Here is a 12500-nt window from a genome sequence, read left to right on the forward strand (position 1 = left end):
GGTCCAGCAGGTCCTCGGCGGGCAGCGCGTGCAGATCCTCGCCGGCGAGCGCGTCCAGCGCCGAGGCCACCTCGTCCACCGGAACACCTCCTCACCAGCTCGATCAGGTGTTCGAAGTCTACCGCCGAACCGGCCGCGGCGCCTCCTGAATCCCCAGGCCAGCGGCTTGTCCACAAGGACACGCGACCCCTTGACCAGCGCCGGCAACGGTCACCGGAGCGCCTCCCGTGGGGATCGCCACGCGTGACTCCCCGCGACACGGGGCACCGCTTCCCCATGGCTCCGATCAGCGATGCGGTGATCGTCGACGTGCTGCGCCGGGTCGACCGGCTGGCCACCCCGCTGGTGCGCCGGCTCGGCCGCCCACCGGCCCTCCCCTTGGAGCAGCGCGACGACTGGTGGGCCGAGCAGGTCTCGCGGATCGCCGCGGTGGTGTCGGCCGCCCCGCGCTTCGCCGGCAAGCTCGCCGACCTGCTCCCCCTGCAGAACACCGTCGGGACCGCCGTCCAGTCGATCGTCGTCCTCGGCGTGGCCGGCGAGCACCAGGTGACCGACCCCGCCGAACGGGTCGCCCTGCTCGCCCGGGTGCTGCTCGACCGCAAGCTGCCGGCCGAGAAGGTCCGCCCGCTCATGACCCACGCGAGCGGCACCTACCGCGAGGAGGCGCTCGGCGCCAAGCGCGGGCCGGTGCGCACCGTGTGGCGGCTCTCCCGGATGCTCGGCCGCATCGACGAGTCGCTCGACGCGCGGCCGAAGGGCCGGCTGCACCACCGGGCGCTGGCCAACCTGCCGGTCGTCGGCGTCTTCGGCGGCTACGCGGCGGAGCGGGAGGGGCTGCGGCGCGCTGCGCGGCTGGCCCGCGAGGCGCTGACCGTCACGGCGCCGGGGTGAGCTCCGCCAGGTTGGCGTAGATCTCCCGCGTCGCCGTGGAGCGGTTCATGGTGATGAAGTGGATGCCGGGCACGCCCTCGTCGAGCAGGGTCCGCACCAGGTCCGTCGCCACGTCCACGCCGAACGCCCGCACCGCGGCTGGGTCGCCGTCCAGGGCGGCGAACCGCTCCGCGAGGTCCGCCGGGAACGCCTGACCCGACAGCTGGACGATCCGGTTGATCATCTTGACGTTGGTCACCGGCATGACGCCGGCGATGATCGGGACGTCGCAGCCCCGGGCGACCACCCGGTCGCGCAGCCGCAGGTAGTCCTCGGCGCGGAAGAACATCTGGGTGATGGCGAAGTCGGCGCCGGCGCGGCACTTGGCCACGAACATGTCGGCGTCGGTGTCGAAGTCCGGCGACCGCGGGTGCCGCTCGGGGAAGGCGGCCACGCCCACGCTGAAGTCGCCCATCGACCGGATCAGCTCGACCAGCTCGGCGGCGTAGCTGAAGCCCTCCGGGTGCGCGATCCACTCGGCCTGCGGGTCGGCGCCGGGCGGGTCGCCGCGCAGCGCGAGCAGGTTCCGCACGCCCACGGCCGCCAGCCGGCTCACCACGTGCCGCAGCTCGGCGACGCTGTGGTCGACCGCGGTCAGGTGGGCCAGCGGGGTCATCGTCGTCTCGGTCGCGATCCGCTCGGTGACGGCGACGGTGCCCTCGCGGGTGGTGCCGCCGGCGCCGTAGGTCACCGACACGAAAGACGGCTGGAGCCGCTCGAGCTCGCGCAGCGCCGTCCACAGCTGGCGCTCGGCCTCCGCGGTCTTCGGCGGGAAGAACTCGAACGACCACGTCGGGCGCCCCTGGGCGAGCAGCTCGCGGATGGTCGTGGTCACGGAGGACGAGAGTACGTACCCGGAACCGGGGAGTCGGTGTGAGAAACACGGCCGCCGGGTGCATCCGGAGGCGGCCGCCGCGCCGAAGAGGTCTCGCCGCGCCCGCAGCCACCCGAGGAGACGCCCGTGACCATCGACGGCAGGACCCGCCCCCTGGTGCTGGAGGAGTGGCGCCCCACCGGATCGGGCAATACTGATCACGTGACCGCCGGGACCCAGGACCTCGACGCACCGGACCGGCTGGCCGCCGTCGACCTCGACCGGCTGCGCGCCCGCGTGTGGGAGGCGCTCGAGGTGTTCCTCGACCGGCAGCGCCGCACCCTCGCCGGCATGGACCCCTCGCTCGGCGCGGTCACCGAGGAGGTGTGCGCCCTCGCCCGCGGCGGCAAGCGGCTGCGGCCGGCGTTCGCGTACTGGGGCTGGCGGGGCGCCGCACCCGAGGCCGGGGGCCCGGTGGAGGACGACGACGCGGTGCTGCGCGCGGTCGCCGCGCTGGAGTTCGTGCACGTCAGCGCCCTGGTGCACGACGACGTCATGGACGGCGCGAGCACCCGCCGCGGCCGGCCGTCCACCCACCTCGGCTTCGCCACCCGGCACGGCGACGAGCGGCTCGACGGCGACGCCGGCACCTTCGGCGTGGGCGCGGCGATCCTGGTCGGCGACCTCGCCCTGGTCTGGTCCGACGAGCTGCTGCGCTGCTCCGGCATCACCGCCACCGCGCTCACCCGCGCCCGCGGCGTCTGGGACACCATGCGCACGGAGGTGACCGCCGGCCAGTACCTCGACCTGCTGCGCGCCGCCGGCGGGCTGCCCGGGCCGGACGGCGCGCTGACCGTCGCCCGGTACAAGAGCGCCGGCTACACCGTGCAGCGGCCGCTGCAGCTCGGCGCGGCGATCGCCGGCGCCGGCCCGCGGGTGTTCGAGGCCTACACCGCCATCGGCCTGCCGCTGGGCGAGGCGTTCCAGCTGCGCGACGACGTCCTGGGGGTGTTCGGCGACCCCGCCGTCACCGGCAAGTCGGCCGACGACGACCTCCGCGAGGGCAAGCAGACCCTGCTCGTCGCCCTCGCCGAGCTGGAGGCCGACGAGACCGGGCGCACGCTGCTGCGCGAGTCCCTGGGCAACCCCGACGCCGGCCCCGACCAGTTCGACGCGCTGCGCCACCTGATCGACGCCACCGGCGCGCGGGAGCGGGTCGAGGAGCGGATCGCCGAGCGCACCGCGCAGGCCCGCGCCGCCATCGCCGCGGCCCCCATCGCGGAGGACGCCCGGGCCGCGCTCGACGCGCTCGCCGTCGCGGCCACCTCCCGCACCGCGTGAGGACGGTCCCCGGTCGCACCGACCGCGTCGTCGTCGTCGGCGCGGGTCTGGCCGGCCTGGCCACCGCGCTGCGGCTGCGCGGTGCCGGCCGCGAGGTCACCGTCGTCGAGCGCGGTCCCGGCCCGGGCGGCCGGGCCGGGGTGGTGACCCGCGGCGGGTACACGCTCGACACCGGACCGTCGGTGTTCACCGCGCCCGAGGTGCTCGAGGACACCCTGGCGGCGGTCGGCGACAAGCTCGCCGACCGGCTGCAGCTCGTCCCGCTCGAGACGACCTACCGCGCGCAGTTCGCCGACGGCTCGCACCTCGACGTGCCCGCCGACCCCGACCGGTTCGCCGCCGCCGTCGAGGCGCTGTGCGGATCGGCCGAGGCCGCGGCCCTGCGCCGCTACCTCGGCGAGCTGGCCGAGCTCTACCGCCTGCAGCTCACCACCTTCATCGACCGCAACCTCGACTCCCCGCTCGACCTGCTCGGGCCGGAGCTGCTGACCCTCGTCCGACGGGGCGGCTTCCGCCGGCTGTCGAACCACGTCGCGGGCCGCTTCGCCGACGACCGGCTGCGCCGGCTGTTCAGCTTCCAGGCGCTCTACGCCGGCGTCTCCCCGTTCCGCGCGATCGCCGCCTACGCCGTCATCGCGCAGCTCGACATCGGCGCCGGCGTCTGGCACCCGGTGGGCGGCATCGGCGCCGTCCCCCGGGCGCTGGCCGACGCCGCCGCCGACGCCGGGGTGGTGTTCCGGTACGGGACGGCGGTCCGCGAGCTGCCGACGTCCGGACGGCGGGTCACCGGCGCGCGGCTGGCGGACGGCGAGCTGCTGCCGGCCGACGCCGTCGTCGTCACCGCCGACGCGCCCGCCCGGCTGGTGCCCGGCCTGCGCGGTCCCCGCCGGCCGGTGTACTCGCCGTCCTGCGTCGCGCTGCACCTCGGGGTGCGGGCGGGGCTGCCCGGCCAGGCACACCACACGATCAGCTTCGGCGCCGCGTGGGAGCAGGTCTTCCGCGAGCTCACGGTCGAGGGGCGCCCGATGAGCGACCCGAGCCTGCTGGTCAGCATGCCGTCGGCGACCGACCGCTCGCTGGCTCCGACGGGCGGGCAGGTGCTCAGCGTCGTCGCCCCGACGCCGAACCTCGACCCGCGCAGCGGCGGCAACCCGTCGATCGACTGGCCGGCGCTCGCCCCCCGCTACCGCGACGAGCTGCTGGCCACGCTGGAGGCCCGCGGGTGGACCGGCATCTCCGGCGCCGTCGAGGTCGAGGAGCTCGCGACGCCGCGGGACTGGGCCGCGCAGGGGATGGCCGCCGGCACCCCGTTCGCGCTGGCGCACACCTTCGGCCAGACGGGGCCGTTCCGCCCGTCCACGCTGCCGCGGTCCGGACCGGAGAACGTCGTCCTGGCCGGGTCGTCGGTGCAGCCCGGCGTCGGCGTGCCCATGGTGCTGATGAGCGGCCGGCTGGCCGCCGAGAGGATCACCGGATGACCGCGGTCGCCGACCGGCAGGTTCAGCTCGACGCCGCCTACCGGCACTGCGCGGCGATCGCCGCCCGGCACGGCAAGAGCTACCACCTGGCGACCCGCCTGCTCACGCCCGACCGGCGGCCGGCGGTGCACGCGCTCTACGCCGCCGCGCGCACCGCCGACGACCTGGTCGACGTCCCCGGTGCCGACCCGGCCGGCGACCTCGCCGACTGGTCCCGCGCCGCCCTGGCCGAGCTGGAGACGGGCTGGTCCGACGACCCGGTCCGCCTGGCGCTGGTGCACACCTACCGCCGGTACGCCATCGACGTCGACCACCTGGTCGACTTCCTGGCCGCGATGACGAGCGACCTGACCGTCGCCGGCTACGCCGACCTCGACGCGCTGGACCGCTACATGTGGGGTTCGGCGGCGGTCATCGGGCTCATGGTGCTGCCGGTGCTGGGCACCGCGCCGGGGGTGACCCGGGAGGAGGCCGCGCCGCACGCGATCGCGCTGGGCGAGGCGTTCCAGCTGACCAACTTCCTGCGCGACGTCGGCGAGGACGTCGACCGCGGCCGCGTGTACCTGCCCGCGGACCTCATGGCCGCGCACGGCGTCACCCGCGAGCAGCTGGCCGAGAAGCGCCACGACGCGCGGTTCGAGGCGCTCGTGCGGGAGATGGTCGCGATCGTCCGGCGCCGCTACGACGACGCCGCTCCCGGGACGCCGATGCTCGCCCGCGAATCGCGGGACTGCGTGCGCGCGGCGACCGACCTGTACGGCGGCATCCTCACCGAGATCGAGAAGGCGGGCTACCGGGTGCTCGACCGCCGGGTGCGGGTGTCGAAGCCGCGCCGCCTGGCGGTGTTGGCCCGCCGGTTGACCGCCGCCCAGCTGGCCAGGGTGAGCACGACCAGCGCAAACCCGAACAGCAGGTCCTCCACCGGCGCGTAGGCGATCCGCGGCCCCCAGATCGAGCCCGGGTCGTAGACGACCACGTCCAGGCCGGTGAGCACGCCGTTCATCACCAGCTGGAAGAACAGGATGATCGCGTAGGCGACCCAGAAGACCCTGCGGGTCACCATCCGGGTGCGCAGCACGGCCAGGTCGACGACCAGGACGGCGACGACGGCGACCACGGCGAGCGCGGAGTAGCTCACGACTCGTCCTCGGCGGGGTAGCCGGCGTCCCACCGCGTCACCCGGCGCACCGCCTCCAGCGCCAGGACGGCGCACACCGGGACGACGACGAAGAACAGGACCTCCTCGACCGGGATCCCGCCGGGTAGCCGGACGCCGAGGGTGCGCGCGTCGCTGTAGTCCCAGTGCCCCTGCGCGATCGCGTACAGCACCCAGGCGACGAAGACGACGAACCCGGGCGCCAGCGCAACCAGCAGCCGCCGCCAGCGGGCGTAGACGCGGGTGCGCAGGAAGACCTCGAGCGGCGCGGTCACCAGCAGGCACCCGGCCAGCAGCGCGAGGTAGGTCAGGTGCCCCATGCGGGCGCTACAGCGCCAGCGCCTGGGCGCGGCGGGTAACCTCGGTGTGCCGGTCGCCGCGCAACGCCTCGACCGGCGTGCCGGGCAGGGAGTCGTCGGCCCGGAAGAGCCACTCGAAGGCCTCCTGGTCGCTGAACCCGCCGTCGCGCAGCACGGTGAGCAGGCCGGGCAGGTGCTTGAGGACCGCCCCCTCCTTGAGGAAGTCGGCGGGGATCCGGCTGTTGCCGCTGCCGGGGACCGCCATCAGCTTGCCGTCGCGGATGAGCTGGCGGACGCGGTTGGGCGAGACCCCGAGGGTCTGGGCGACCTCCTGCGGGGTGAGCGTCTCCATGGCGCCGAGCTTATTCAGGACCGCCGCGGGATCGTCGGCCGTCCGCCCTAGCGTCGGCGACATGGCCCTCCTCCCCGACGACCGCGAGCAGTTCCTGGCCGAGCCGCACGTCGCCGCGCTGTCGGTCGCCGACGGCGACGGGCGAGGTCCGCTGACCGTGCCGATCTGGTACGGCTACGAGCCCGGCGGGCGGCTGCGCATCGTGACCCCGGCCCGGTCGCGCAAGGCGCGGCGGATCGCGGCGGCCGGCCGGTTCAGCATGCTGGTGCACCGGGTCGCCCCGTCGGTCCGCTACGTGTCGGTCGAGGGCCCGGTCGCGGCGACCCGGCCGGCCACCGAGGACGACGTGCGGGCGATGGCCCGCCGCTACCTGCCACCCGAGGCGGTCGAGGGCTACGTCTCGTCCTCCCTGGCCGACCACGGCGAGCAGGTGGTCGTCGAGCTTGAGCCCGAGCACTGGCTGTCCGCCGACCTGGGGTGACGACCGCCCCCCGGGCAGGGGGCCACCCATTCGTCACAGCCGCCCCGGCGACCCCGCCCACCGCGTGGTTCGCCGGGAAGGGCCCCCGACGCTCCTACACTCGCTGGAGTGGACACCGTCGTGACCGATCCCGTGGTGGGGGTCGTCCTCGAGGGGCGCTACCGCCTCGAGGAGCGCGTCGCGCGCGGCGGCATGTCGACCGTCTACTCGGCCACCGACCTGCGGCTGCACCGCACGGTCGCGGTCAAGATCATGGCCGACCACCTGGTGCACGACCCAACGTTCGTCGACCGGTTCATCCGCGAGGCCCGCGCCGCGGCCATGCTCAGCCACACCAACGTGGTCTCGGTCAGCGACCAGGGCAGCGACCGCGGGATGGTCTACCTGGTCATGGAGCTGGTGCGCGGCCGTACGCTGCGCGACCTGCTGCAGGCGCGCGGCCGGCTCACCGTGGCCGAGGCCTTCGCCGTCCTCGAGCCGGTGCTCGCCGGGCTCACCGCCGCCCACCGGGCCGGCATCGTGCACCGCGACATCAAGCCCGAGAACGTGCTCATCGGCGTCGACGGCGTGGTCAAGGTGGCCGACTTCGGCCTGGCCCGCGCCGTCGCCGGCACCGGGCAGACCAGCGCCACCGGGGGCGTGCTCATCGGCACGGTCGCCTACCTCTCCCCCGAGCAGCTCGAGCGCGGCAAGGCCGACGCCCGCAGCGACGTCTACGCCGCCGGCGTCGTCCTCTACGAGATGCTCACCGGCCACCCGCCCTACGGCGGCGACACCCCGCTCGCGGTGGCCTACCAGCACGTCCACCACGACATGCCGGTCCCCTCCGAGGAGGTCCCGGGCATCGCCTGGCAGGTCGACGACCTCGTCGCCCGGGTCACCCGCCGCGACCCGGCCGCCCGACCGCTCGACGCCGGGGCCTTCCTCGCCGAGCTGGCCGACCTGCGCGACGACCTCGGCATCGAGCGGGTGCCGGTGCCCACCGGGCGCAGCTCGGCCCGCCCCGACACGCTGCGGCCCACCAACCGCTCGCACTCCACCCGCCCGCGGCACCCCAGCGACCCGGGCACGCGCGACATCCGCCCGGGCACCGAGGTGCTGAACACCCCGCGGCACGGCGGCAGCCGCACCAGCGTGCTCGGCGCCGGCCCGACGCAGAACGTGGTCGGCCAGCGCCCGCCGGTGCGCCCCCGGCCGGGCGTCCCCGACCACATCCGCCGGCGGCGGGCGCGGCTGGTCGTGGCGATCGTGCTCCTGCTCGCCGTCACCATCGGCGCCGTCGGCTGGTGGCTGGGTTCCGGGCGGTGGACGACGGTGCCCGACCTGGTGGGCCGGCCGCAGGACACCGCCATCGGCCTGCTGCAGGAGGCCGGGCTCGACCCCGACTGCTGCGAGGAGCGGTGGAGCGAGGACGTCGCGGCGGGCGTCGTCATCGCCGCCGACCCGGCCGGCGGCGAGGCGATCCGCGGCACCGACGTCCGTCTGGTCGTCAGCAAGGGCCCGGAGCGGTTCTTCGTCGACGCGGCCCTGGTGGGCCAGCCCGAGGACGCCGTCGTGGCGGCGCTGCAGGAGCAGCCGGCGCTGCAGGTGACCGTCGAGCAGGAGTACGACGACGAGGTCGCCGAGGGCCTGGTCACCCGGTTCGACCCCGCGCCCGGCACGCCGCTCCCCCGCGGCCAGCTGGTCACCGTCTACGTCAGCCTGGGCCGTGCGCCGGTCGAGATCCCGGACGTGATCGGCTCGACCCCCGAGGCGGCCACCGCGACCCTCGAGCAGCTCGGCTTCACCGTCGAGCGCGCCGACGACGGCCGCAGCCGCGACGTCGCACCCGGCCAGGTCATGGCGGTCACCCCCGACCCCGCGGCCGGGCCGGCGCCCTACGGCAGCACCGTGACGATCCAGGTCTCCGCCGGCGTGCCGCGGGTGGAGGTGCCCGACGTCCGCGGCAAGGACGCGGCCGAGGCCACCGCGATCCTCGAGGGCGTCGGGCTGAAGGTGAAGGTGAGCACCTTCATCGCCGGCGACCGCGTCTACCAGCAGAGCCCCCGCCCCGGCGAGGTCGTCGACGAGGGCACGACCGTGCAGCTCGGTGTGAGCTTCGGGTAGCGGTGCACGACCACGGCAGGACCGCGCCGCCGATCGGCGCGCAGATCCAGATCAAGGGGGGCCTGGCCAAGGGCGGGCTCGCCTACACCGACGCCGTCGGCGCGCGCGCCGTCCAGGTGTTCGTCGGCAACCCGCGCGGCTGGAGGCTGACGCCGGGGAACCCCCAGCAGGACGCCGCCTTCACCGCGGGGTGCGCCGAGCGCGGCGTGCCGTCGTTCATCCACACGCCGTACCTGGTGAACGTCGGTTCCCCGACCGAGGCCACCGTCGAGCAGTCGATCGCGACGATCCGGCACAACCTGCTGCGCGGGGCCCAGCTGGGCTGCCGCGGCGTCGTGGTGCACGCCGGCTCCGCTGTCGGCGAGGACCGCTACGAGGCAGCGCTGCGGCAGCTGCACGAGCGGCTGCTGCCGGTGCTCGAGGCGCTGCCCGACGACGGCCCGCGGCTGCTGGTCGAGCCCACCGCAGGCGGCGGGCGGTCGCTGGCGGCCACCGTGGAGGACCTCGGCCCGTACCTGGAGGCGCTCGAGGGCCACCCGCTGGTCGGGGTCTGCTTCGACACCTGCCACGCCTGGGCGGCCGGGCACGACCTGGCGCTCCCGGGCGGGATGACCGCGACGCTGGACGCGCTGGAGGCGACCGTGGGCCCCGGCCGGCTCGCCCTCGTGCACGCCAACGACTCCCTCGACGAGTGCGGCTCCAAGCGGGACCGGCACACCACGATCGGGGCGGGCACCATCTCGGGCGGCGACCACGGCGTCGGCCCCTTCCGGGAGCTGCTCGCCCACCCCTCGACGTCCGGCGTCCCGGTCGTCGTGGAGACCCCCAGCGAGCTCGACGGGTCGCCGTGGGCCGGTCACGCCCGCGACATCGCGCTGCTGTGCTCGCTGCGGGACGCCCCGGCCGAGGACTCCCCCGCCGCCGCCTGACCGCATCGGTCACGCGGGACGTCCGGATCGGTGCAGCGCGCGGCGCCCCGCGACGGGACGCTGAGGCGGTCGGATCCCCCGCTGACCTGCGACACTTGGCAGCGGGGGTAAGGGTCGGCTAACTTAGGCGAGCCTTTGCTTCCCCGCACACCGGAGTGCCGCGTGTACGTCTGCATCTGCTACGCCGTCAGCGAGACGCGGCTGGCCGAGGTGATCGCCGAGGGCGCGCGCACCGAGGAAGAGGTCGGCGACGCCTGCGACGCCGGCACGGGGTGCGGCAGCTGCCTGGACCGCATCTGCGACCGGCTGCGCGCGGCCGACCCCATGCACGGGCTGGACGTCCCCGCCGTCGCGTGAGCCGATAGCCTCGGCGCAACCGAGCCGAGGAGGACCTCATGCAGGGTGACGCCCGCGTGATCGAGATGCTCAACGAGCAGCTCACCAGCGAGCTGACCGCCATCAACCAGTACTTCCTGCACGCGAAGATGCAGGAGAACTGGGGCTACAACAAGCTCGCCGAGTACACCCGCAAGGAGTCCATCGAGGAGATGACCCACGCGGAGCGGCTCACCGACCGCATCCTCTTCCTCGAGGGCCTGCCCAACTACCAGAAGCTGTTCGCCCTGCGCATCGGGCAGAGCGTGCGCGAGCAGTTCGAGTCGGACATGGCGATCGAGCTCGAGGTGGTCGAGCGCCTGCGGCCGGCGATCGCCTACTGCGAGCAGGTCGGCGACCGCACCACCAAGCGGCTGTTCGAGGACATCCTCGAGGACGAGGAGCACCACATCGACTACCTCGAGACGCAGCTGCACCTCATGGACACCCTCGGCGAGCAGCTCTACCTCGCCGGGCAGATCGAGCAGCCGACCACCGGGGCCACCGACTGACCGCGTGCTCCGTCCTGCCCGAGGTCCTCGGGCGGGGCTAGGCTGCGCCGCCTCACCTCACGGACGGGGGACGGCGACGATGACGCTCTACCTGACGAGGTTCAGCTACACCCCGCAGACCTGGGCACGGCTGGTGGCGAACCCGGAGGACCGGCGCGAGGCGGCTCGCACGTACATCGAATCGGTCGGGGGCAGCCTGCACGGGTTCTGGTACGCCTTCGGCAGCCACGACGGCTACACGCTCTGGGAAGCGCCGGACGACGTGTCGATGGCGAGCGTCGCCATCGCCCTGAGCAGCGGCGGGGCGCTGCACGGGATGGAGACCACGGTCCTGCTCAGCGTGGACGAGACGCTCGAGGCCCTCCGCCGGGCCGCGCAGGTCGGCTACCGGCCACCCGGGGCGTAGCCCGCCCCGACCCCTGCGGCGCGCCCGTGTACCCCCGGGTAGCTACACGGCGCAGCGGCGTGGTGACTTCAGGTGGCCGGATCGCCTCGGTTGACTGCCGGGGCCGCGCACGCCGCCGGGGTGTGCCGCTACCCGAGACGAGACCCCCGTGCACTCCCGCCGCTTCCTCGCCGCTGCCACCGCGGCGCTGACCGCCACCGGGCTCGGCCTCACCGCCGCACCCGCGGCGGCCGCCCCGGTCGCCCCGGTCGCCCCCGGTCTCCAGTCCTACATCGTGACGCTGGAGGACGGCAGCCCGGCCGCCGCCGTCGCCGAGCGCGCCCGCGCGATCGGCGGGCGGATCGAGCACGTGTACTCGACGGCGCTCGACGGCTTCGCCGTCACCCTCCCGCCGGGGCTGGCCGACCGGCTCCGGCAGCTGCCCGGTGTGACCGCGGTGGAGGCGGACCTGCCGGTCCAGGTCGCCGCCTCGCAGTCCGGTGCCACCTGGGGCCTGGACCGCATCGACCAGCGGCACCTGCCGTTGAACAGCACCTACACGACCGAGGCCAGCGGCTCCGGCGTCACCGCCTACGTCATCGACACCGGCATCCTGCTCGGCCACACCGAGTTCGGCGGTCGGGCCTTGTCCGGGCACGACTTCGTGGACGGCGACGCCGACGCCACCGACTGCAACGGCCACGGCACGCACGTCGCGGGCACGATCGGCGGGGCCACGTACGGCGTGGCCGACGGCGTCACCCTGGTCGGCGTCCGCGTGCTCGACTGCGCCGGGAACGGCAGCATCTCCGGCGTCATCGCCGGGGTGGACTGGGTGACCGCCCAGCACGAGACCGGCCTGCCCGCGGTGGCCAACATGAGCCTCGGCGGCGGCGTCAGCAGCGCGCTGGACTCCGCGGTGGCCGGCTCCATCGCCGACGGGGTCACCTACGCGGTGGCGGCCGGCAACGGCAACGCGATGGGCGTCCCGCAGGACGCCTGCAAGTCCTCCCCCGCCCGGGTCGCCGGCGCCCTCACGGTCGGGGCGAGCGACCGGACCGACCGACCGGCGTCCTTCAGCAACTACGGGAACTGCGTCGACCTGTTCGCGCCCGGGGTGGGCATCACCAGCGCCTGGTCCACCGGCCCGTCGGCCACCAGCACGATCAACGGGACGTCGATGGCGACCCCGCACGTGGCCGGCGTGGCGGCGCTCCACCTCCAGCGCAACCCGACGGCGAGCCCGGCGGCGGTGGCCACGGCCATCAAGGGCCTGACCACGAAGAACAAGGTCTCGACCAACCGCACCGCGAACAACGACCTGCTGTTCACCACCTACTGA

14 protein-coding genes and 1 pseudogene are annotated in these 12500 nt (G+C 74.8%); 11 read left to right on the forward strand and 4 right to left on the reverse strand.

Annotation, left to right across the window (positions count from 1 at the left end; translation table 11 throughout):
• Positions 1 to 276: 276 nt before the first annotated feature.
• Entirely contained in the window at positions 277 to 891 is a 615-nt protein-coding gene (locus tag ACI797_RS23910; protein WP_456862114.1) for a hypothetical protein, read from the forward strand.
• Here the strand turns inward: ACI797_RS23910 and metF are convergent.
• Positions 875 to 1765, reverse strand: a complete 891-nt coding sequence (gene metF / locus ACI797_RS23915; RefSeq protein WP_456862116.1) for a methylenetetrahydrofolate reductase [NAD(P)H] — start codon at positions 1763 to 1765, stop codon at positions 875 to 877. The genes ACI797_RS23910 and metF overlap by 17 nt on opposite strands.
• Positions 1766 to 1891: 126 nt before the next feature.
• Between metF and ACI797_RS23920 the strand changes: the two genes are divergently transcribed.
• From ACI797_RS23920 to ACI797_RS23930, 3 genes are read left to right on the forward strand one after another with little or no spacing between them, the layout of a single operon-like run.
• Positions 1892 to 3085, forward strand: a complete 1194-nt coding sequence (locus ACI797_RS23920) for a polyprenyl synthetase family protein (RefSeq protein WP_456862118.1) — start codon at positions 1892 to 1894, stop codon at positions 3083 to 3085.
• Positions 3082 to 4563 carry a phytoene desaturase family protein gene (crtI, locus tag ACI797_RS23925; protein ID WP_456862120.1) on the forward strand — a complete coding sequence of 494 codons (1482 nt, stop codon included), beginning with the start codon at positions 3082 to 3084 and terminating at the stop codon, positions 4561 to 4563. Before ACI797_RS23920 ends, crtI begins: the two co-directional genes overlap by 4 nt.
• On the forward strand, positions 4560 to 5495 hold the full coding sequence (locus tag ACI797_RS23930; RefSeq protein ID WP_456862122.1) for a phytoene/squalene synthase family protein: 936 nt from the start codon (positions 4560 to 4562) through the stop codon (positions 5493 to 5495). Before crtI ends, ACI797_RS23930 begins: the two co-directional genes overlap by 4 nt.
• Here the strand turns inward: ACI797_RS23930 and ACI797_RS23935 are convergent.
• From ACI797_RS23935 to ACI797_RS23945, 3 genes and pseudogenes are all read right to left on the reverse strand, one after another.
• Positions 5492 to 5776: pseudogene (locus tag ACI797_RS23935) on the reverse strand (hypothetical protein); the annotation flags it as partial. The gene ACI797_RS23930 and the pseudogene ACI797_RS23935 sit on opposite strands and share 4 nt — an antisense overlap.
• Complete coding sequence (locus ACI797_RS23940) at positions 5698 to 6039, reverse strand: lycopene cyclase domain-containing protein (RefSeq protein WP_456862123.1); 342 nt, start codon at positions 6037 to 6039, stop codon at positions 5698 to 5700. The gene ACI797_RS23940 and the pseudogene ACI797_RS23935, both read right to left, overlap by 79 nt.
• A 7-nt stretch (positions 6040 to 6046) precedes the next feature.
• Positions 6047 to 6370 carry an Rv2175c family DNA-binding protein gene (locus ACI797_RS23945; RefSeq protein ID WP_456539322.1) on the reverse strand — a complete coding sequence of 108 codons (324 nt, stop codon included), beginning with the start codon at positions 6368 to 6370 and terminating at the stop codon, positions 6047 to 6049.
• Between the two features lie 61 nt (positions 6371 to 6431).
• On the opposite strand from ACI797_RS23945, the gene ACI797_RS23950 reads away from it, so the two are divergent.
• The 7 genes from ACI797_RS23950 to ACI797_RS23980 all read left to right on the forward strand — a co-directional run bounded on the left by ACI797_RS23950 (position 6432) and on the right by ACI797_RS23980 (position 12500).
• Positions 6432 to 6851: a pyridoxamine 5'-phosphate oxidase family protein gene (locus tag ACI797_RS23950; protein ID WP_456862125.1), complete on the forward strand. Its 420-nt coding sequence runs from the start codon at positions 6432 to 6434 to the stop codon at positions 6849 to 6851.
• Positions 6852 to 6959: 108 nt separating this feature from the next.
• Positions 6960 to 8957, forward strand: a complete 1998-nt coding sequence (gene pknB / locus ACI797_RS23955; protein ID WP_456862127.1) for a Stk1 family PASTA domain-containing Ser/Thr kinase — start codon at positions 6960 to 6962, stop codon at positions 8955 to 8957.
• 2 nt (positions 8958 to 8959) lie between these two features.
• On the forward strand, positions 8960 to 9886 hold the full coding sequence (locus tag ACI797_RS23960) for a deoxyribonuclease IV (RefSeq protein ID WP_456862129.1): 927 nt from the start codon (positions 8960 to 8962) through the stop codon (positions 9884 to 9886).
• 162 nt (positions 9887 to 10048) lie between these two features.
• Positions 10049 to 10243, forward strand: coding sequence for a (2Fe-2S)-binding protein (locus ACI797_RS23965; RefSeq protein WP_456862132.1), 195 nt, complete (start codon positions 10049 to 10051; stop codon positions 10241 to 10243).
• A 38-nt stretch (positions 10244 to 10281) separates the two neighbouring features.
• Positions 10282 to 10773, forward strand: a complete 492-nt coding sequence (bfr, locus tag ACI797_RS23970; RefSeq protein WP_456862134.1) for a bacterioferritin — start codon at positions 10282 to 10284, stop codon at positions 10771 to 10773.
• A 79-nt stretch (positions 10774 to 10852) separates the two neighbouring features.
• A complete protein-coding gene (locus ACI797_RS23975; RefSeq protein WP_456539328.1) occupies positions 10853 to 11179 on the forward strand; it encodes a GYD domain-containing protein in 327 nt (108 codons plus the stop codon).
• Positions 11180 to 11327: 148 nt separating this feature from the next.
• Complete coding sequence (locus ACI797_RS23980) at positions 11328 to 12500, forward strand: S8 family peptidase (RefSeq protein WP_456862136.1); 1173 nt, start codon at positions 11328 to 11330, stop codon at positions 12498 to 12500.

Source organism: Geodermatophilus sp. SYSU D00691 (assembly GCF_054050275.1).